Source organism: Sphingomonas sp. SORGH_AS_0870 (assembly GCF_031453175.1).
Classification (GTDB): domain Bacteria; phylum Pseudomonadota; class Alphaproteobacteria; order Sphingomonadales; family Sphingomonadaceae; genus Sphingomonas.
The window spans coordinates 1129959-1148206 of record NZ_JAVIYW010000002.1; the positions used below are offsets into that span (position 1 = coordinate 1129959).

Below are 18248 nucleotides of genomic sequence, written 5' to 3' on the forward strand. Positions count from 1 at the left end.
GTTCAATTCATCCTTCCAGCTGTGGACGGACCCGAATCGCCCGAACCATGGCCGCGCGTGACCTGCACGCCGCCTTCGCGAACCGGGGCGCCCATGCCCGCGCCCGCGCTGCCCGCCAAGGGCATCGCGCCGCCGGGCATCGGCATCGTGCCGTGATCGGGCCCGGCATTGGCCTGGCGTCCGGGCACCGTCCGGCGCTGATAGCGCGACACGTCGCCGCCGGTGACATAGGAGGCGCGGTCGATCATCGGCTGGCTCGCGCCTGCGCTTCGGTCGGGCTGGTCGGCCAGTGCGCGCAGCGACAGCGACAGCGTGCCGACCGTCTGCGCCACGGCGAGCTGTTCGGCCATTTTCGGCGTCGTCTCGACCGTGACGGTGGTGAAGGGGTGGACCGCCGTCTTGCCGTCCGAGCCCGCCTGATGGTCGGTGCTCTGGTCGGTGGCGAGCACGCGGACGTTGCGCATGATCGTCTCCGACACCTTCAGCGGGGGGCCGTCGCCGCCGCCCGCGACATCCTGGGTCAGCACCATGTCGATGCGGTCGCCGGGAAACACGAAGCCCGCCACCGCCGTCTGCGCCGATACCGGCACCGTCACCGCGCGCATGCCCGGCGTGAGTGCCGCAGCCAGGAAGCCCCGGTCGCCCGGCGGCACCACCGACCCCTGGGTCAGCGGCTGCCCGGCGGTGATCGCATAGCGCAGCACCGTGCCCTGCAGCTTGGTGGGATCGGCCTGGCCCTTCACATAATAGGCACCCTGGACCATGTCCTTGGGCCAGGGCTGAAATTTCAGCGCGGTCGGGTCGATGATCGTGCCGACCGGCAGGGTGCGGGTCGCGACCAGCACCTCGGGGCCCGATTCGGCGGGCGCGACGATGACGGCGGCGGCGGCCTGCGGCGCGCTGCTGCCCGACGTGATGGTCCGGGCGAACAGCGCGGTCATCCCCGCGACCACCAACGCGCCCAACACCAGTAACAATTTGCGACTGTCCATCCCGCGCTCTTGGCCTCGTCGCCGAACCCTCTGCCCGGCCTGTTCAGGAAAATCAGGTATGATTGAATGGGTTAAATATCGGTTCCCGCAGGATCATCAGCCCCGCCACCGCGATCGCGACGCCATAGGGAACCTCGATCGGCCGCGCCTCCCCGCCCTGGCGCCGACGGCGCGACCGATGGTCGAGAATCATGGCGAAGGTCACCACGCCGCCCGCGATCGACATGATCAGCAGCATCCGGAACAGCGGTTGCAGCGGCAGCCATAGCGCCAGCGCGGCGATCATCTTCACGTCGCCGCCGCCCATCATGCCGACGCGAAAGGCCTGCGCGAACAGGAAGAAGACGCATGCCGCCACCGCCAGCTGCACCACGATATCGGGCCAGACCGACAGGCCCGAGGCCCACCACCAGAGCGGCGCGAGCAGCGCGATGGCGGCGTTCTTGCGGTCGGCGATCTCGCGGGTGCGCACATCCTCGATCCCCGCTGCCACCAGCAACAGGGTTAGCGCACCGATCAGCGCGATACGGACAATGGTCCATTCCATCATAGAACCACCTAGACGGCAGGGCTTTCTAAACCGTAACCGGGAGGCGGATGACCGACGCCTTCGCCCTTCGCCGATCCTTCCCCGCGGATGCGCGGCTGTCGCGCTGGACCGCGCCCGATGGCTGGGCGCATCGCCGGTTCGACTGGGTGGCGACGCGGCCGGTCGGCCGGTTGCTGTTCCAGACGGGACGCGCCGACATGATCGAGAAATATCTGGAGGTCTTCGCGCATCTGGTGGCGCGCGGCTGGAGCGTCACCGCGTTCGACTGGCGCGGGCAGGGGGGATCGGGACGCCTGCTCGCCGACCGGCATGTCGGGCATGGCGCCGATTTCTCGGTCTATGTCGCGGACCTGCACAGCTTCTGGCAGCAATGGCGGGGCGAGGGCGGCGCGGGGCTTCGCCATGTCCTGCTCGGCCATTCGATGGGCGGCCATCTGGCGTTGCGCGCCGTGGTAGAGGGCGCGGTCGATCCCGATGCCCTGGTGCTGGTCTCGCCGATGCTGGGGCTTCGCCTGCCGACCGGCGCGCTGCTGGGGGCGATTCTCATCCGCGCGATGGCGGCGCTCGGCCGGGGCGAGCGTGCGATCTGGCGCGCCGATGACGGGGCGGGCCGCCACACCCGCCAGCGCAACCTGACCCATGACGTCACGCGTTACGAGGACGAGGCCTTTTGGTACGCGCGGATGCCCGAGCTGGCGCTGGGGCCGCCGAGCTGGGGATGGCTGGCGGAGGCGTCGCGCTCGATCCGGGGGCTGTCGCGCGATCCCCGGCTCGACCGGCTGGGCCTGCCGACGCTGATGCTGATCGCCGAGGCCGACCGGCTGGTCGATTCGCGCGTCGCGGCGCGGGTCGCCGCCCGGATCGGCGCGCGCACGGTCCGCTTCGGCGACGAGGCGGCGCATGAGCTGCTGCGCGAGGCGGATACGGTGCGGCTGCGCGCGCTGGAGGCGATCGATGCGTTCCTGGCCGGGGTCGCCGCATGAGCCATGACATCGCGATCGTCGGCGCGGGCATGGCGGGGGCGAGCCTGGCGGCAGCGATCGGATCGCGTGCGCGCGTCATCCTGCTCGAGGCGGAGGACATGCCCGGACGCCATGCGACCGGGCGCTCGGCGGCCTTTTGGTCGGAAACCTATGGCGGCCCGGCGGTCCAGCCGCTGACCACCGCTTCCGGCGCGACGCTGCGCGACGGCGGGTATCTGACCCCGCTCGGCTCGCTTCACGTCGGACGCGCGGAGGATTCGGCGCAGATCGAGCGGTTGCTCGGCGATTTCGCGGGCAGCGGGGTGGACCTGTCGCCGGTCGATCCCGCCACGCGCATCCCCGGCCTTCGCCCCGAATGGGTGCAGGGCATCTGGGAGCCGAGCTGCGCCTATATCGACGTGGCCGCGCTCCACGCCGATTTCCTGGCGGCGGCGAAGGGTGCGGGGGCGGTGCTGAGGACCGATGCCGCACTGGTCGCCGCCGAACGCCGCGACGGGCTATGGCATCTGGAGACGCGCGCCGGGCCGGTCGAGGCACGGATCTTGGTCGATGCGGCGGGCGCCTGGGCGGACGAGGTCGCGCGGATCGCGGGGGCCGCGCCGGTCGGCATCACGCCCTATCGTCGGACGATGATGCAGTTGCGCACCGATCCGCCCGCGCCGTCCGGCCTGCCGCATGTCATCGACATCAACGGCCGATTCTATTTCAAGCCCGAGGCGGGCGGGCGGTTGTGGCTGACCCCGCATGACGAGACCCCCAGCGTCCCCTGCGACATCGCGCCCGAGGAATGGGACGTGGCGGTCGCCATCGACCGGCTGGAAAAGGTGGTCGACTGGCGCGTCGCGGCGGTCGAGCGCCGCTGGGCGGGGCTGCGCAGCTTCGCCCCCGACCGCGCGCCGGTCTATGGCTTCGACGCCAAGGTGCCGGGCTTCTTCTGGTGCGCGGGGCAGGGCGGCTTCGGCATCCAGACCGCCCCCGCCGCGTCGCGCATGGCGGCGGCGCTGCTGCTGGGCGAGGGGGATATGCCGGGCAGCGTGGACGCGGCGCGCTATGCGGCGGCGCGGTTCTCGCGATAGACCCGCGCCGCCCGGAAGTGGCTATTTCCGGAACGTCTCCGCCGCATCGCTCGCCAGCTTGTCGGCGCGTTCATTGTCGGGGTGGCCGGCATGGCCCTTGACCCATTTCCACTCGATCTGGTGCCGCTCCGCCGCCGCGACCAGCGCCTGCCACAGCTCGGCATTCTTGACCGGCTTTTTGTCCGCCGTGCGCCAGCCATTGCGCTTCCAGCCATGGATCCACTTGGTCAGGCCGTCCATCACATAGCGGCTGTCGGTCGACAGCGTCACCGCGCAAGGACGCTTGAGCGCGTTCAGCGCCTCGATTGCCGCCATCAGCTCCATGCGGTTGTTGGTGGTCAGCGGCTCGCCGCCCGACAATTCCTTCTCATGCGCGCCCGACCGGATCAGCGCGCCCCAGCCGCCGGGGCCGGGATTGCCCTTGCACGCGCCGTCGGTGGCGATCTCCACGGGAGTCACAGTCCGGCCTTTCCGTCGCGATAGGCGATATAGCGCCGCCAATAGGCGAGCGGGTCCTTGCGCGTCACCAGCGCATCGGCGGGGGTGTTCAGCCAGTCCCAGGCCCGCGACAGCGCGAAGCGGAGGCACGCGCCCATCGCCAGCTTCGCGAAGGCCGCGCGCTCGGTGTCGGACAGCGGGAAGTGGCGCTCATATCCTTGGATCAGCGCCGCGCCGATTTCGGGTGCATAGGTCTCACCGGCCGCGTCGAAGCTCCAGGCCGAGTGCATGACGGCGAGGTCATAGACGCGGTAGTCGGTGCAGGCGAAATAGAAGTCGATCAGGCCGGTGACCTGATCGCCCAGCACCAGCACATTGTCGGGGAACAGATCGGCATGGATGACGCAGCGGTCGAGCGCCTGGCTTTCCCAGCCCTCCAGCACCGTGTCGAGCGCTTCGCCTATCGCGCCGTGCAGGCCCGGTTCGATCCGGTCGAGGTCGCGGCCGCATTGTTCGAACAGCGGCCGCCAGCTGGCATGGCCCATCGAATTGGGGCGGTTCAGCGGAAAGTCCGCCACTGCGCGGTGCATCGCGCCCATCGCATCCGCCGCCGCCAGCGCCTGCGCCGGGGTCGGGTGCGACAGCGACACGCCGGTCAGGAACTGGATCAGGCAGGCGGGGCGGCCCGCCAGTTCCTGGATCTCGACGCCCTGCCGGTCCTTGATCGCGGGCGGCACGGCCAGGCCCTTGGCCGCCAGATGATCGAGCAGCGCGAGGAAGAAGGGCAGGTCGCCCGCCGCCACGCGCTTTTCGTACAGGGTCAGGATGAACCGCGCGGTCGTGGTGTCGACCAGGTAATTGCTGTTCTCGACCCCCTCGGCGATCCCCTTGGCGGAGATCAGCTCGCCCACGTCATAGCGTGCCAGAAACGCCGACAACGCCTCGGCCGAAACCTGCGTATAGACGGCCATGGTTCAGGCGGCCGCTTCCAGGCCGCGCGGCAGCTTGAAGGCGATCGTCTCGCGCGTCGTCTCTTCCTCGCGTTCGGTGACGGTGAAGCGTTCGGACAGCCGGTCGACCAGCTCGCGGACCAGCAGCTCGGGCGCCGAGGCCCCGGCGGTCAGGCCCAGCGTCCTGACCCCGTCGAGGAACGCCCAGTCGAGATCGGCGGCGCGCTGGATCAGTTGCGCGCGCTTGCCCGCCCGCTCGGCGACCTCGACGAGTCGCAGCGAGTTGGACGAATTGGGCGCACCGATCACCAGCACCGCGTCGCACTCGGCGGCGATCGCCTTGACCGCGGCCTGCCTGTTGGAGGTGGCGTAGCAGATATCCTCGCCACGCGGCGCCTGGATGCTGGGGAAGCGGCGCTGGAGCGCCTCGATTGTCGCGGCGGTGTCGTCGACCGACAGGGTGGTCTGGGTCAGGAACGCCAGATTGTCGGGATCGGCGGGGGCGAACGCCTCGACATCGGCGACCGTCTCGACCAGCGACATCGACCCCTGCGGCACCTGGCCGAAGGTGCCGATGACCTCGGGGTGGCCCGCATGGCCGATGAAGACGATGTGGCGACCCATCTCGACCAGCCGTTCGGCCTGGCGATGGACCTTGGACACCAGCGGGCAGGTGGCGTCGAGATAGTCGAGGCCCCGGCTCTCGGCATCGGCGGGCACTGACTTGGGCACCCCGTGCGCGGAGAAGACGACATGCGCGTGCGGCGGCACCTCGTCCAGTTCCTCCACGAAGATCGCGCCCTTGGCCTTCAGGCTGTCGACGACGAACTTGTTGTGGACGATCTCATGCCGGACATAGACCGGCGCGCCATGTTTTTCGAGCGCCAGCTCGACGATGCGGATGGCGCGGTCGACGCCCGCACAGAAGCCGCGCGGGGCGGCGATCAACAGGTCGAGCGGCGGCTTGGGGGCATCGGTCATGCTGCGGCTCTACGCCATTGCTTGCGCGCGTCCAACCCGGTTCCTATGCTGGCGGCCAAACCGGCATCCTGCTTCGGCATCCAGAATAGGCGTTTCGACCTGTGAAAGCATCGCTCCCCGTTTCCGTCTTGGCGCCCGTTGCCCTTGCGCTCGTGCTGGGGGGCTGCGCCCGCACCGGTGAGATCGATGCGTCGGGCGGGATCACCGCCGTCCGCTCGGCCTGCCCGGTGGTGGGCGTGGCGGCGGGCACCGGCGACGTGACCCTGTTCAAGACGCCGGGCGCGACCGACGAGGGGGCGATCGATCTGGTCGCCAACATGACCGATGTCCGCTCGACCTGCGCCGATGTGGGCAGCGACATCGTCACGACCGTGACCTTCAACGTCGAGGCGCGGCGCACCGACACCGCGGCGGCGCGCGACGTGACGCTGCCCTATTATATCGCGATCGTGCGCGGCGGGACCAATGTCGTCGCCAAGCGGGTGAGCCGCGTGTCGGTCCATTTCGACGCGGGCCAGGCGCGCGGCCAGGTGGCGGGCGAGGCCTCCACCACCATCGCGCGCGCTGCCGCGACCCTGCCCGACGATGTCCGCGAAAAGCTGACCCGTCGCCGCAAGGCGGGCGACGAGGACGCGGCGGTCGATCCGCTGAGCCAGCCCGAGATTCGCCAGGCGGTGGCGAGCGCCAGCTTCGAGGCGCTGGTCGGGTTCCAGCTGACCGAGGCACAGCTGAAGTATAACGCGACGCGCTAACGCCGTATTCCTCCCCTGCAAGGGGAGGGGGACCAGCGAAGCTGGTGGAGGGGTGTCGCCGCTTGCGCGTGCGGGACGCCGTCGCGGCGGGTTACACCCCTCCGTCAGGCCTTCGGCCTGCCACCTCCCCTTGCAGGGGAGGAATAGGCACTACAATCCACAAGATTGATCGCATCCGCCACCGTTCCCCGATTGACTTGGGAACCCCCTGTCGGCAGAGGGCGCGGCGTCGATGTCGGACATGTCCGACATAGGCGCGCGCGGGAGAGCGCCGGGTGCATCTTTCAGATGGCAAGACCCGGCCGCCGAAGGAGCAACCACCCCGGAATCTCTCAGGCAAATGGGACCGCGCGATCGCCATCGACACTCTGGAAAGCGCGCCTCGACCCCGGTCGCGGCGCCACCGAAGGGGTAAGCCGGAATTTCCGGCGAAAGCTCTCAGGTTCCGTGACAGAGGGGGATCGGATCGGGTAGGAGACACGCGTCCCTAGCCGACACCCTTTTGACGGAGACCGGCCCCGTGAGCGACGCAACCGACCTGAATGTAGAAGACGCCCCCGAGGGTCAGGAGATCATCCAGACGCTGCCGCTGGACGCCTGGCACCGCGCGCGCGGCGGGCGGATGGTCCCGTTCGCCGGATACGAGATGCCCGTCCAGTATGAAGGCATCATGGCCGAGCATCTGTGGACCCGCGAGTCGGCAGGTCTCTTCGACGTCAGCCATATGGGGCAGGTGGTCTTCACCGGCGACAATGGTCTGGCCCCGGTCATCACCGCGCTGGAAAAGGTTCTGCCGGGCGACATCGCTGGGCTCGGCTCCGCCAAGAACCGCTATTCGCTGCTGCTGAACGAAGAGGGCGGCATCCTCGACGACCTGATGGTGACGAAGCGCACCCTGGACGGTGCGGAAGAGCTGTACATGGTCGTCAACGGCGCGACGAAGTATGACGACATCGCCTATCTGCTCGACTTCATCCCCGACGATGCGACGCTGAACCTGCTCGACGAGCAGGCGCTGCTGGCGCTCCAGGGGCCCAAGGCGGTCGATGCGCTGTCGCGGATCGTGCCGGGCGTCGAGGCTCTGGTGTTCATGACCGCCGCCGACTTCGTGTGGAACGACGTGCCGCTGTGGATCAGCCGCTCGGGCTATACCGGCGAGGACGGTTACGAAATCTCGATCCCCGCCGAGCATGCCGCCGCCTTTGCCGACGCGCTGTGCGAGCAGGCGGAAGTGAAGCCGATCGGCCTGGGCGCGCGCGACTCGCTGCGTCTGGAGGCGGGGCTGCCGCTCTACGGCCATGACCTTGACCCGGAGACGACGCCGGTGATGGCCGATCTGGGCTTCGCGCTCGCCAAGAAGCGCCGCGAGGCGGCGGACTTCCTCGGTGCCGAGCGTATCCTCGCCGAGCGCGAGAACGGCCCCGCCGTCAAGCGCGTCGGCCTGACCGTCGCGGGCCGCCAGCCGGTGCGCGAGGGCGCGTCGGTGGTGGCCGAGGACGGCTCGGTCATCGGCCGCGTCACCAGCGGCGGCTTCGCCCCTTCGATGGGCGCGCCGATCGCCATGGCCTATGTCCCCACTGCGCTGGCGACGCCCGGCACGGCCCTCAAACTGCTTCAGCGCGGCAAGACCCATGACGCCACCGTCACGGCCATGCCGTTCGTCCCCCATCGTTACGTTCGTTCAGGAGCCAAGTGACCATGAGCCGCTATTTCACCGAAGATCATGAGTGGATCGACGTCGACGGTGATGTCGGCACGGTCGGCATCTCCGATTACGCGCAGGGTGCGCTGGGCGACATCGTGTTCGTCGACGTCCCCGAGGAAGGCCGTGAGCTGTCCAAGGGCGACGAGGCCGCCGTGGTCGAGTCGGTCAAGGCCGCCTCGGACGTCTATGCGCCCGTCTCGGGCACCGTGATCGAGGGCAATGCCCAGCTGTCGGATGAGCCCGCGCTGGTGAACACCGATCCCGAAGGCGAGGGCTGGTTCTTCAAGATCACGCTGTCGGATGCCTCGGAGCTGGACGGCCTGATGGACGAAACCGCCTACGCCGCGTTCGTCGCGAAGCTGTGATTTAAAGCCCCTCCCTTATTAGGGGAGGGGCCTTCTTCCTCCCCTCCCGCAGGCGGGAGGGGGCGGGGGAGGGGACTCGATCTCCTCCAGCGACATCGCCTGCCGAAGCCGGGTGCCCTCCCCCGGCCCCTCCCGCCTGCGGGAGGGGAGAAGAAGAAGCCCTCCGCTCGGCGGGGGCGAAGAGGAGGGCGGAGAAATGGAACGCATGCGCTACCTGCCCCTTACCTCTTCCGACCGGGCCGAGATGCTCTCGGTCATCGGCGCGGGATCGGTCGACGACCTGTTCGTCGACGTGCCCGAATCCGCCCGCCTGTCCGGCCCCATCGAGGGGCTGCCGAACCACGCCTCCGAACTGGCGGTCGAGCGGCACATGACCGCGCTCGCCCGCAAGAACACCGTGGCGGGCGACGTGCCCTTCTTCCTGGGCTGCGGCGCCTATCGCCATCATGTCCCCGCCAGCGTCGATCACCTGATCCAGCGCGGCGAGTTCCTGACCGCCTACACGCCCTATCAGCCGGAAATCGCGCAGGGCACGCTGCAGATGCTGTTCGAGTTCCAGACGCAGGTCGCGCGTCTGCTCGGCACCGATGTCGCCAACGCCTCCATGTATGACGGCTCGACCGCCTGCTGGGAAGCGATCGGAATGGCGCGGCGCATCACCAAGAAGTCCAAGGCGATCCTGTCCTCGGGCCTGCATCCGCATTATGTCTCGGTCGCCAAGACGATGGCGAAGTACACCGGCGACACGCTGGAGACGGCCGCGCCGGTCCTGACCGCCGAGACCGATATCGACCAGATGATCGCGGCGATCGACGGCGACACCAGTTGCGTCGTCGTCCAGTATCCGGATATTCTGGGTCGCATCGCCGACCTGACCCCGCTGGCCGAGGCCTGCCACGCCAAGAAGGCGCTGCTGATCGCCGTCGTGACCGAGCCGGTCGCGCTGGGTGCGATCCGTTCGCCGGGCGAGATGGATGCCGACATCGTCGTCGGCGAAGGCCAGTCGCTGGGCGTCGGGCTTCAGTTCGGTGGTCCCTACGTGGGCCTGATGGGCTGCAAGGATAAGTATATCCGCCAGATGCCGGGTCGCTTCTGTGGCGAGACGGTGGACGCGGACGGCAAGCGTGGCTTCGTGCTGACTCTGTCGACCCGCGAGCAGCATATCCGCCGCGAAAAGGCGACGTCGAACATCTGCACCAATTCGGGGCTGTGCGCGCTCGCCTTCTCGATCCACATGACGCTGCTGGGCGAGGCGGGTCTGCGCCGGATGGCGGGGATCAACCACGCGCAGGCATGCCGCGCGGCGGACCGTCTGGCGAAGGTGCCCGGCGTCAAGCTGGTCAACGACGTGTTCTTCAACGAGTTCACGCTGGATCTGGGTCGCGAGGCACGTCCGATCGTGCGGACGCTGGCCGAGCGCGGCGTGCTGGCGGGCGTGTCGCTCGGGCGGCTCTATCCGGGCGAGGACGCGCTTGCGAATGGACTGGTGGTGGCGGTCACCGAAACGGTGACGGCGGAGGATATCGAGACGCTTGCCCAAGCGCTTGAGGAGGTGCTGGCATGACGATCAACCAGAGCGGCTGGAAGCCCACGAGCCCCGAAGCGAAGGACGGCGAGGTGGCGGCGACCTTCACCGGCAACCGCGCGCTGATGCTGGAAGAAAAGCTGATCTTCGAGATCGGCGATGACAAGACCACCGGCGTCGACTTCGCCGAGGGCGATGTCGCAGGATCGCGACTGGGCGAGCTGAGCCGCAAGGCCCCGATCGGCCTGCCGGGCCTGTCGGAGCCGGAGACGGTCCGCCACTATACTCGTCTGTCGCGTCAGAATTACGCGATCGACCTCGGCCTCTTCCCGCTCGGTTCGTGCACGATGAAGCACAATCCGCGCCTGAACGAGAAGATGGCGCGCTTGCCGGGCTTCAGCGACGTTCACCCGCTCCAGCCCGTCGACACGGTGCAGGGCGCGCTGGAGGTCATTCACCAGCTGGCGCACTGGCTGGTCACGCTGACCGGCATGACCTCGGTCGCGATGAGCCCCAAGGCGGGCGCGCATGGCGAGCTGTGCGGCATCCTGGCGATCAAGGCGGCGCTGGAGAAGCGTGGCGAGGGCCATCGCAAGGTGATCCTGGTCCCCGAATCGGCGCACGGTACCAACCCGGCGACGGCGGCTTTCGCGGGCTTCTCGGTCGAGGACATTCCCGCGACCGCCGATGGCCGTGTCGATACCGCGGCGCTGAAGGCGCGGCTGGGGCCGGACGTGGCGGGCGTGATGATCACCAACCCGAACACCTGCGGCCTGTTCGAGCGTGATCTGAAGGACATTTCCGACGCGGTCCATGCGGCGGGCGGCTATGTCTATTGCGACGGCGCGAACTTCAACGCCATCGTCGGGCGCGTGCGTCCGGGCGACCTGGGCGTCGATGCAATGCACATCAACCTGCACAAGACCTTCTCGACCCCGCATGGCGGCGGCGGGCCGGGTTCGGGGCCGGTGGTGTTCTCGGAAGCGCTGACCCCGTTCGCGCCTTTGCCCTTCGTCGAGAAGACGGGCGAGGGCTTCCGCCTGGTCGAGGAAGAGAATGCCGAGGACCATCACGCCGACAGCTTCGGCCGCATGGTCGCCTTCCACGGCCAGATGGGCATGTTCACCCGCGCGCTGACCTATATCCTCAGCCACGGTGCCGACGGGCTGCGCCAGGTCGCCGAGGACGCGGTGCTCAACGCCAACTATGTCCTGCGCTCGCTGGAAAACACGCTCGACGCTCCCTTCGCCAAGAGCGGCCCGTGCATGCACGAAGCCATCTTCTCGGACGAGGGGCTGGCCGAGGGCTTCTCGACGATCGACGTCGCCAAGGCGCTGATCGACGAGGGTTTCCACCCGATGACCATGTATTTCCCGCTGGTCGTCCACGGCGCGATGTTGGTCGAGCCGACCGAGACCGAATCCAAGGCCGCGCTCGATCAGTTCATCGGCGCGCTGGCGTCGGTGGCGGAGCGCGCCAAGGCGGGCGACCCGTCGCTCAAGACCGCACCGCACTTCGCGCCGCGCGCGCGCCTCGACGAGACGCTGGCCGCGCGCAAGCCCGTGCTGGTGTGGAAGGACAAGGCGGCCTGATCGGCTGTTCCCCGCGCCGCCCGAGCGGTGGCGCGGGGGCATCGTCATCCCGGCGCAGGCCGGGATCTCTGGCGATCGTCAGCTTCGGTCGCCAAAGGCCCCAGCCTTCGCTGGGGCGACATCGCTAGAGCGCCGTGAACAGGCAAATCCCGCCCAGGATCACGCCGGGCGCATTGGCGAAGACGATCGGCCAATCCCGCTTCTCGCGCAGGAAGCCATAGGCGACCCAGAGCGAGCAGTTCACCATCGTCGCCAGCGGCTGAATCACCGAACCCTTCTGGCCCGCCAGGTTGAGCTGGATCTGGTCGATATAGGACAGGTACATGGCCACCGCCGTGGCGGTCGCGATCCAGCCGAGTAGCATCAATTTCCGTTCGCTCACAGCCGTTTGGTCTCCTTCTTCATGACAGATAAATCGATTGAAGCCTGGTGCTGCAACGCGCAAGCGGGGCAGGATGCTCCGGGGCGGAAAAGGGACCAGCATGCGCTTTGACACAAGCGAGGCGACGACGCTGGAGACGATCCTGCGCTGGCGCCGCGACGTCCGCCATTTCCGCACCGATCCGATCGACGAGGTGGTGCTGGCGCGGCTGGCCGAGACTATGGCGCTGGCCCCCTCGGTCGGCAATGCCCGGCCATGGCGGGTGATCCGCGTCGAGGACCCCGCATTGCGCGCCGCCGTCCGCGCCGATTTCCGACGCTGCGACGAAGAGGCGGCGGCCGATTATGCCGACGAACAGGCCGCGGCGTATCGCGCGCTGAAACTGGCGGGTCTGGACGCCGCGCCGGTCCAGCTGGCGGTCTTCACCCATGTCGATCCGGCGGAGGGGCATGGCCTGGGCCGTCGCACCATGCCCGAAACGTTGCGCCAGTCGACCGCGATGGCGATCCACACGCTGTGGCTGGCGGCGCGGGCGGCCAATCTGGGCATGGGAATGGTCTCGATCCTCGACCCCGCCGCCATGGAGCGGATCTTCGAGGTGCCCGAGGACTGGAGCTTCACCGCCTATCTCTGCCTGGGTCATGCCGAGTGGGACGACGATACCCCGCTGCTCCACCGCGCGGGGTGGCAGGAAAATGCGCCCACGCGGTGGGAGGTGCGCTGAAATTCCTCCCCTTGCAGGGGAGGAATAACGTCAATCCTCCGCGGCGGCGGAGATCGTCTGCTGCTTGCCCAGCCGCTGCTCGCGCCAGACGATGAACAGTCCGCTGGCGATGATGACCGGGGCGCCCAGCCAGGTCCCGGCCGTGGGCAAGGCCCCGAAGATCAGCCAGCCATAGACGGTCGCCCAGATCAGCCCCGAATAGTCCATCGGCACGACGGCGGCGACGGGGGCCAGCCGCGATGCGCCGGTCAGCGCCAGCTGCCCCATGCCGCCCGCCAGCCCGATCGAGACGAGCACCACCCAGGTCAGCGGATCATGCATCTTCAGATGGAAGGCATAGGGCAGGGCGATGAAGGGCAGGGTCAGGATGGTGAAGTAGAAGACGGTCGTGGTCGCGGGCTCGTCGCGCAACTGGCGCAGCACGATCGCGACGATCGCCACGAACATTGCCGCCATCAGCCCGACAAATGCTCCGAACAGCGACATGTCGTTGGCGCCCGGCCGTACCACGATCAGCACGCCAATAAAGCCGACCAGAACCGCGCTCCACCGTTGCAGCCCGGTCTTCTCCCCCAGCACCAGCGCGCCGAGCAAGGTGGCGAAGATCGGCACGGTGAACTGGAAGGTCGTCGCCTCGGCCAGCGGCAGCAGCATCACCGCGCCGAAGGTGAAGACCATGCCGACCAGCCCGACCATCGCCCGCTTGGCATGACCCTTCAACCGGGTGGTGCGCAGCGACGCCAGCCCCGGCCCCGCCATGACGAAGGCGAGCACGACCGGCAGCGCGCAAAGCTGTCGAAAGAACATGGTTTCGGACAAGGTCGCCCCACGCGACTCGGCCAGCTTCACGAGCGCCGACATGGTCGACAGGAAGAAGATGGCGATCAGGCGCAGGCCGATGCCTTTGAGCACGCGGTCGCCGGTCATGACCCTGCGCTTAGAAGAGCCTTTCATAAACGGCAATGGGCGAGGCCGGTCTGGGGCCGCCCTATGACCGGGCTATGGCGTGGCCTGGCCCACCGACAGGGCGGGGTGGCAGAGCATGGCAACCAGTTCGCTTTGGCGGGTGCAACCGATCTTGCCGAATATGGAGCGCAAATGCGTGCGTGCGGTCGCATAGCTGATGCCGCGGATGATCGCCGCCTCCTGGAGTGATCGACCGGCCGCCAGTTCGACCGCCAGCATCGCTTCCGCCGGGGTCAGGTCGAACAGCAGTTTGAGCAGCCCTGCCTTTGGGACGGACCGATTGGCGGGGTCGGCGGCGATGATGATGAAGCCGTCGGCGTCGAAACGTGACCTGGCCATTTGGCGCAGCGGGATGAAGTGGAGGGCACAGGGCGGCATCATGGCATGCGCGTCCAGCAGGATCGTCGCGCTGACCACCGCATCGGTGCGGCTGGCGGCCAATGCCCTTCGGATCTTGGCATCGATGGCGGTGTTCCGAAAGCGAATCCGCCCCTGGACCGTCGTGATACGATCGCCCATCCCGACCTCGAATTGTCGGTTATGGGCGCGCAGCCGTCCACTGCGTTCGATGACGGCGGCGGGGGTGTTGAGCAGGTCGAGCGCATCGACCGTCGCCTGGGCGGCGACCTGGTTCATCTGCATCGAAAGGCTGGCTGCGCGCGCCAGGTGAGGGCGCAGCCGATCCAGCTGAGGCAGGGCGGCGCGGGCACTGGCTTCGCTGGCAAAACCCTCCAGCGTGACGGTGATCATCTTGTCCGCCACGCCCTGGATGACGGTCCCGGCGCCGATCGCATATCCCTCGGGGATCAGAAAGTCGCGATAGACCGGGAGAGTGGCCATCGTGTCTGGATGATGCAGGTCGCTGTCGGTACGGAACCGGGGCGCGTGTTCGGCGACGAGCGGCGCGGCTCTGACATTGGGTTCCAACCACCCCTGATCGATGTAGCGTTGAAAGAAATCATCATGTCTCAATGACATGATGAATAAATTCTGCCATTCCGAAGTGGCAAACAGGCAGGCGCAGCGAGCACCAAAGTGTCTCGAGAGTTCTTCGAGAAGTTGCGGCCAGCGATTGGGATCCGCAACCGTCGCATATATTTCGTCCAAAAGCCTTGGGTCGACCATGGCGCGGTCGCTATCGGAAATTCCTTTACGCGACATACCACAAATGGATGATGTAGGCACAATATCCGGCCGCTTATGATGACGGCGATGAAATATGGCCATTATGTCATACATCATTGTTTTCATAACAAAGATGAGCGGCGGGGGATATGATCGATCAGCATGAAGGGCGCGTGGACATTCACAACTTGTCGGCGCGTTCGCAAGGACGAGATAGCGAAGATGGTTCGCATCTATCGAAAAAGACTGATGAAGTCGTGCGCGATAACGGACGGATGAAGCCGAGAATGGCCCTTTTGGTCATCCTGTTCATTGCGATCCTGTCCTGGTCCTGGATTTTCCTGCTTTTCTGATCGTCGATGCCCTGCGGTGCGTAGCGGCTTGGCGAAACCGGGTCTTTGCCGCTATCGGGCGAGCATGAAGCACGCTCTGTCCGTCACCCGCGACGCGGATTTCTCCGCCTGGTATCAGTCCGTCATCGCCGAGGGCGATCTGGCCGAGGAATCGGGTGTCCGGGGCTGCATGGTCATCCGCCCCTGGGGCTATGGCATCTGGGAGCGGATCCAGCGGCTGCTCGATGATCGCATCAAGGCGACGGGGCATGAGAATTGCTATTTCCCGCTCTTCATCCCGCTATCCTATTTCGAAAAGGAGGCCGAGCATGTCGACGGCTTCGCCAAGGAAATGGCGGTCGTCACGCATCACCGGCTGATCGCGGACGGCAAGGGCGGGCTGGTCCCCGATCCCGAGGCCAAGCTGGAAGAGCCTTTGGTCGTGCGCCCGACCTCGGAGACGGTGATCGGCACCGCCTTTGCGCGCTGGGTCCAGTCGTGGCGCGACCTGCCGGTGCTGATCAACCAGTGGGCCAATGTCGTCCGCTGGGAAATGCGCACCCGCATGTTCCTGCGCACCGCCGAATTCCTGTGGCAGGAAGGGCATACCGCCCATGCCACGGTGGACGAGGCGCGCGCCGAGACGATCCAGATGCTGGAAGTCTATCGCAGCTTCGCCGAGGACTGCCTCGCCATGCACGTCATCGCGGGCGAGAAGCCCGAGAATGAGCGCTTCCCCGGCGCGGTCTCGACCTATTCGATCGAGGCGATGATGCAGGACGGCAAGGCGCTTCAGGCCGGGACCAGCCATTTCCTCGGCGACAATTTCGCGAAGGCTCAGAATATCCGCTTCCAGAATGCCGAAGGCGGACTGGACTTTGCCCAGACGACCAGTTGGGGCGTGTCGACCCGGATGATCGGCGGCATGATCATGGTGCACGGCGACGATGACGGGATGCGCGTGCCGCCCAAGGTCGCGCCGTGGCAGGTGGTGATCGTGCCGATGCTGCGCGACCAGCCGGAGGACGAGGCGCTGCTCGCCTATTGCCGCGATCTGCAAAAGGAATTGGTCGGCCAGTCGGCGCTGGGCGAGCCGATCCGCGCCATGGTCGATGCGCGGGCGCAAAAGGCCGCGACCAAGCGCTGGGGCTGGGTCAAGAAGGGCGCGCCGATCATCATCGAGGTCGGCGGCCGCGACATGGCGGGCGGCAACGTCTCGGTGATCCGTCGCGACCGGCTGTACCGCGAGGACGGCAAGCTCGACTCGGTCGTGAGCCCGCGCGGCGATTTCGTGTCGGGGATCGAGGCGCTGCTGACCGACATCCAGGGCGAACTCCATCGCCAGTCGGCCGAGCGGTTGAAGGCGCAGATCGTCCCCGTCGACGACTGGGCGGGCGTCGAGGCGCATTTCGCCGATGGCGTGAAGAACCCCGGCTGGGTCGATGTCCGCTGGGCCAAGCCGACCGGCGAGGAACTGGAGCAGGTGGTCGAGAAGCTGAAGGGCTTGAAGCTGACCATCCGCAACGCGCCGATGGGCCAGACGGGTTGCGATGACGGCCCCTGCATCTTCACCGGCCGCGCGGGCGTGGAGCGGGTGCTGATCGGCCGGGCATATTGATCCTGGCACGCCCCTCCCGCCTGCGGGAGGGGCTTAAGAAGAGGGGCTAGCCTCGCACCAATCGCGCCCAGGGCAGGTCCGGCCCGGCGGGTATGATGCCAGTCGGGTTCAGCTCCAGATGGCTGGCATAATAATGCGTCTTGATGTGATCCAGATGCACCGTCTCCGCGATCGCCGGAATGGCCAGCATCCGCTCCAGCAGGCCCTCGAGCGCCGGATAGTCCTGCACCCGGCGGACATTGCATTTGAAATGGCCGTGATAGACCGCATCGAAGCGGACGAGCGTGGTGAACAGCCGGATATCCGCCTCGGTCATCCGGTCGCCGACCAGCCAGTCGCGCCCCGTCAGCCGCTCCTCCAGCGTATCGAGTTCGGCGAATAACGGCCCGACCGCCGCGTCATAGGCCTCTTGGCTCTTGGCGAAGCCGCACTTGTAGACGCCGTTGTTCACCCGGTCATAGACGATTTCATTGATCGCATCGATCTCGCCGCGCAACTCGGGCGGGTAATAATCCCCCTCCAGCGCGCCCAGCCCGTCGAACGCGCCGTTCAGCATGCGGATGATCTCGGCAGACTCGTTGCTGACGATCGTGTCGCGGTCCTTGTCCCACAGGACGGGCACCGTCACCTTGCCGCTATAGCCGTCGCGCGCGCGGGCATAGAGTTGCCACAGATAGTCCGCGCCGTGCAGCCTATCGCCGGTGCCGCCGCGCTCGGTCGCGAAGGTCCAGCCATTCTCGCGCATCAGCGGATCGACCACCGACAGGTCGATCATCGACTCCAGTCCCTTGAGCGCCCGCACGATCAGCGTCCGGTGTGCCCAGGGACAGGCATAGGACACATAGAGGTGATAGCGCCCCGGCTCGGCCCGGTGGCCGGGCTGGCCGTCGGGGCCGGGGCCACCGTCCGCCGTCACCCAGTCGCGGAAGCCCGAGTCCGGGCGCTTAAAGCTGCCCTTCTCGTCCGACTTGAACAGCCCGTCGGCGTGCCAGACGCCGTCCACCATATTGCCCATGCGCGTGTCTCCTATGGGGAGGGTACGCATGGGGGCGGGGGAGCGATCCCAGTTTTTCCTCCCCAGTAGGGGAGGGGGACCGTGCGCAGCATGGTGGAGGGGCGTGCCCCCTTTCGATAGCGGGACACCCCTCCGTCGCGCTTTGCGCGCCACCTCCCCTTGCAGGGGAGGAATGGG

Annotated in this window: 19 protein-coding genes and 1 riboswitch; of the genes, 10 read left to right on the plus strand and 9 right to left on the minus strand. The window is 67.4% G+C overall.

Features of this window, described 5'->3' with window-relative positions:
- Positions 1-2: 2 nt before the first annotated feature.
- Together cpaB and QE363_RS05895 are read right to left on the minus strand one after the other, a co-directional pair.
- Complete coding sequence (cpaB, locus tag QE363_RS05890) at positions 3-992, minus strand: Flp pilus assembly protein CpaB (RefSeq protein WP_309693061.1); 990 nt, start codon at positions 990-992, stop codon at positions 3-5.
- 52 nt (positions 993-1044) lie between these two features.
- On the minus strand, positions 1045-1539 hold the full coding sequence (locus tag QE363_RS05895; RefSeq protein WP_309693063.1) for a prepilin peptidase: 495 nt from the start codon (positions 1537-1539) through the stop codon (positions 1045-1047).
- A gap of 50 nt (positions 1540-1589) precedes the next feature.
- Here QE363_RS05895 and QE363_RS05900 point away from each other — a divergent pair, with 50 nt between their 5' ends.
- On the plus strand, positions 1590-2525 hold the full coding sequence (locus QE363_RS05900; protein ID WP_309693065.1) for an alpha/beta hydrolase: 936 nt from the start codon (positions 1590-1592) through the stop codon (positions 2523-2525).
- Complete coding sequence (locus QE363_RS05905) at positions 2522-3601, plus strand: FAD-dependent oxidoreductase (RefSeq protein WP_309693067.1); 1080 nt, start codon at positions 2522-2524, stop codon at positions 3599-3601. The genes QE363_RS05900 and QE363_RS05905 overlap by 4 nt, the downstream gene beginning before the upstream one ends.
- Positions 3602-3622: 21 nt before the next feature.
- Here QE363_RS05905 and rnhA read toward each other — a convergent pair whose 3' ends face one another.
- The 3 genes from rnhA to ispH are packed head-to-tail and all read right to left on the minus strand — an operon-like array spanning position 3623 to position 5970.
- Complete coding sequence (gene rnhA, locus QE363_RS05910; protein WP_307103169.1) at positions 3623-4060, minus strand: ribonuclease HI; 438 nt, start codon at positions 4058-4060, stop codon at positions 3623-3625.
- Positions 4057-5010 carry a homoserine kinase gene (gene thrB, locus QE363_RS05915; RefSeq protein WP_309693071.1) on the minus strand — a complete coding sequence of 318 codons (954 nt, stop codon included), beginning with the start codon at positions 5008-5010 and terminating at the stop codon, positions 4057-4059. Before thrB ends, rnhA begins: the two co-directional genes overlap by 4 nt.
- 3 nt (positions 5011-5013) lie before the next feature.
- Entirely contained in the window at positions 5014-5970 is a 957-nt protein-coding gene (gene ispH, locus QE363_RS05920) for a 4-hydroxy-3-methylbut-2-enyl diphosphate reductase (RefSeq protein WP_309693073.1), read from the minus strand.
- 128 nt (positions 5971-6098) lie between these two features.
- On the opposite strand from ispH, the gene QE363_RS05925 reads away from it, so the two are divergent.
- The 5 genes from QE363_RS05925 to gcvPB all read left to right on the plus strand — a co-directional run bounded on the left by QE363_RS05925 (position 6099) and on the right by gcvPB (position 11909).
- Positions 6099-6722 (plus strand): hypothetical protein, encoded by a 624-nt coding sequence (locus QE363_RS05925; protein ID WP_309693075.1) that lies wholly within the window; start codon positions 6099-6101, stop codon positions 6720-6722.
- Positions 6723-6973: 251 nt separating this feature from the next.
- A riboswitch (glycine riboswitch) is annotated at positions 6974-7081 on the plus strand.
- A gap of 161 nt (positions 7082-7242) precedes the next feature.
- Positions 7243-8418, plus strand: coding sequence for a glycine cleavage system aminomethyltransferase GcvT (gene gcvT, locus QE363_RS05930; protein WP_309693077.1), 1176 nt, complete (start codon positions 7243-7245; stop codon positions 8416-8418).
- Positions 8419-8420: 2 nt separating this feature from the next.
- Entirely contained in the window at positions 8421-8792 is a 372-nt protein-coding gene (gene gcvH, locus QE363_RS05935) for a glycine cleavage system protein GcvH (protein ID WP_307103178.1), read from the plus strand.
- A gap of 205 nt (positions 8793-8997) precedes the next feature.
- Entirely contained in the window at positions 8998-10356 is a 1359-nt protein-coding gene (gene gcvPA, locus QE363_RS05940) for an aminomethyl-transferring glycine dehydrogenase subunit GcvPA (RefSeq protein ID WP_309693082.1), read from the plus strand.
- Positions 10353-11909 carry an aminomethyl-transferring glycine dehydrogenase subunit GcvPB gene (gene gcvPB, locus QE363_RS05945; RefSeq protein ID WP_309693084.1) on the plus strand — a complete coding sequence of 519 codons (1557 nt, stop codon included), beginning with the start codon at positions 10353-10355 and terminating at the stop codon, positions 11907-11909. Before gcvPA ends, gcvPB begins: the two co-directional genes overlap by 4 nt.
- Before the next feature lie 124 nt (positions 11910-12033).
- Here gcvPB and QE363_RS05950 read toward each other — a convergent pair whose 3' ends face one another.
- Positions 12034-12273, minus strand: a complete 240-nt coding sequence (locus tag QE363_RS05950; RefSeq protein ID WP_042484722.1) for a SemiSWEET family transporter — start codon at positions 12271-12273, stop codon at positions 12034-12036.
- Positions 12274-12391: 118 nt separating this feature from the next.
- On the opposite strand from QE363_RS05950, the gene bluB reads away from it, so the two are divergent.
- The gene (gene bluB, locus QE363_RS05955) at positions 12392-13015 is read left to right on the plus strand and encodes a 5,6-dimethylbenzimidazole synthase (RefSeq protein ID WP_309693093.1); all 624 of its coding nucleotides are present in this window, start codon (positions 12392-12394) and stop codon (positions 13013-13015) included.
- A 30-nt stretch (positions 13016-13045) separates the two neighbouring features.
- Here the strand turns inward: bluB and QE363_RS05960 are convergent, their stop codons facing one another.
- Positions 13046-13942: a DMT family transporter gene (locus tag QE363_RS05960; RefSeq protein WP_309693097.1), complete on the minus strand. Its 897-nt coding sequence runs from the start codon at positions 13940-13942 to the stop codon at positions 13046-13048.
- 72 nt (positions 13943-14014) lie between these two features.
- Positions 14015-15208 carry a helix-turn-helix transcriptional regulator gene (locus tag QE363_RS05965; protein WP_309693100.1) on the minus strand — a complete coding sequence of 398 codons (1194 nt, stop codon included), beginning with the start codon at positions 15206-15208 and terminating at the stop codon, positions 14015-14017.
- A gap of 47 nt (positions 15209-15255) precedes the next feature.
- On the opposite strand from QE363_RS05965, the gene QE363_RS05970 reads away from it, so the two are divergent.
- Together QE363_RS05970 and proS are read left to right on the plus strand one after the other, a co-directional pair.
- On the plus strand, positions 15256-15459 hold the full coding sequence (locus tag QE363_RS05970) for a hypothetical protein (RefSeq protein WP_309693103.1): 204 nt from the start codon (positions 15256-15258) through the stop codon (positions 15457-15459).
- A 64-nt stretch (positions 15460-15523) separates the two neighbouring features.
- Positions 15524-17056: a proline--tRNA ligase gene (gene proS, locus QE363_RS05975; RefSeq protein WP_309693106.1), complete on the plus strand. Its 1533-nt coding sequence runs from the start codon at positions 15524-15526 to the stop codon at positions 17054-17056.
- Between the two features lie 46 nt (positions 17057-17102).
- Here proS and QE363_RS05980 read toward each other — a convergent pair whose 3' ends face one another.
- On the minus strand, positions 17103-18071 hold the full coding sequence (locus QE363_RS05980; RefSeq protein ID WP_309693108.1) for a glutathione S-transferase family protein: 969 nt from the start codon (positions 18069-18071) through the stop codon (positions 17103-17105).
- Positions 18072-18248 lie beyond the last annotated feature (177 nt).

Coding starts and splice junctions, on each gene's coding strand:
- cpaB (WP_309693061.1), bottom strand. CDS start 992: ATGGACAGTCGCAAATTGTTACTGGTGTTGGGCGCGTTGGTGGTCGCG.
- QE363_RS05895 (WP_309693063.1), bottom strand. CDS start 1,539: ATGGAATGGACCATTGTCCGTATCGCGCTGATCGGTGCGCTAACCCTG.
- QE363_RS05900 (WP_309693065.1), top strand. CDS start 1,590: ATGACCGACGCCTTCGCCCTTCGCCGATCCTTCCCCGCGGATGCGCGG.
- QE363_RS05905 (WP_309693067.1), top strand. CDS start 2,522: ATGAGCCATGACATCGCGATCGTCGGCGCGGGCATGGCGGGGGCGAGC.
- thrB (WP_309693071.1), bottom strand. CDS start 5,010: ATGGCCGTCTATACGCAGGTTTCGGCCGAGGCGTTGTCGGCGTTTCTG.
- ispH (WP_309693073.1), bottom strand. CDS start 5,970: ATGACCGATGCCCCCAAGCCGCCGCTCGACCTGTTGATCGCCGCCCCG.
- gcvH (WP_307103178.1), top strand. CDS start 8,421: ATGAGCCGCTATTTCACCGAAGATCATGAGTGGATCGACGTCGACGGT.
- gcvPA (WP_309693082.1), top strand. CDS start 8,998: ATGCGCTACCTGCCCCTTACCTCTTCCGACCGGGCCGAGATGCTCTCG.
- gcvPB (WP_309693084.1), top strand. CDS start 10,353: ATGACGATCAACCAGAGCGGCTGGAAGCCCACGAGCCCCGAAGCGAAG.
- QE363_RS05950 (WP_042484722.1), bottom strand. CDS start 12,273: ATGCTACTCGGCTGGATCGCGACCGCCACGGCGGTGGCCATGTACCTG.
- bluB (WP_309693093.1), top strand. CDS start 12,392: ATGCGCTTTGACACAAGCGAGGCGACGACGCTGGAGACGATCCTGCGC.
- QE363_RS05960 (WP_309693097.1), bottom strand. CDS start 13,942: ATGACCGGCGACCGCGTGCTCAAAGGCATCGGCCTGCGCCTGATCGCC.
- QE363_RS05965 (WP_309693100.1), bottom strand. CDS start 15,208: ATGGCCATATTTCATCGCCGTCATCATAAGCGGCCGGATATTGTGCCT.
- QE363_RS05970 (WP_309693103.1), top strand. CDS start 15,256: ATGATCGATCAGCATGAAGGGCGCGTGGACATTCACAACTTGTCGGCG.
- proS (WP_309693106.1), top strand. CDS start 15,524: ATGAAGCACGCTCTGTCCGTCACCCGCGACGCGGATTTCTCCGCCTGG.
- QE363_RS05980 (WP_309693108.1), bottom strand. CDS start 18,071: ATGGGCAATATGGTGGACGGCGTCTGGCACGCCGACGGGCTGTTCAAG.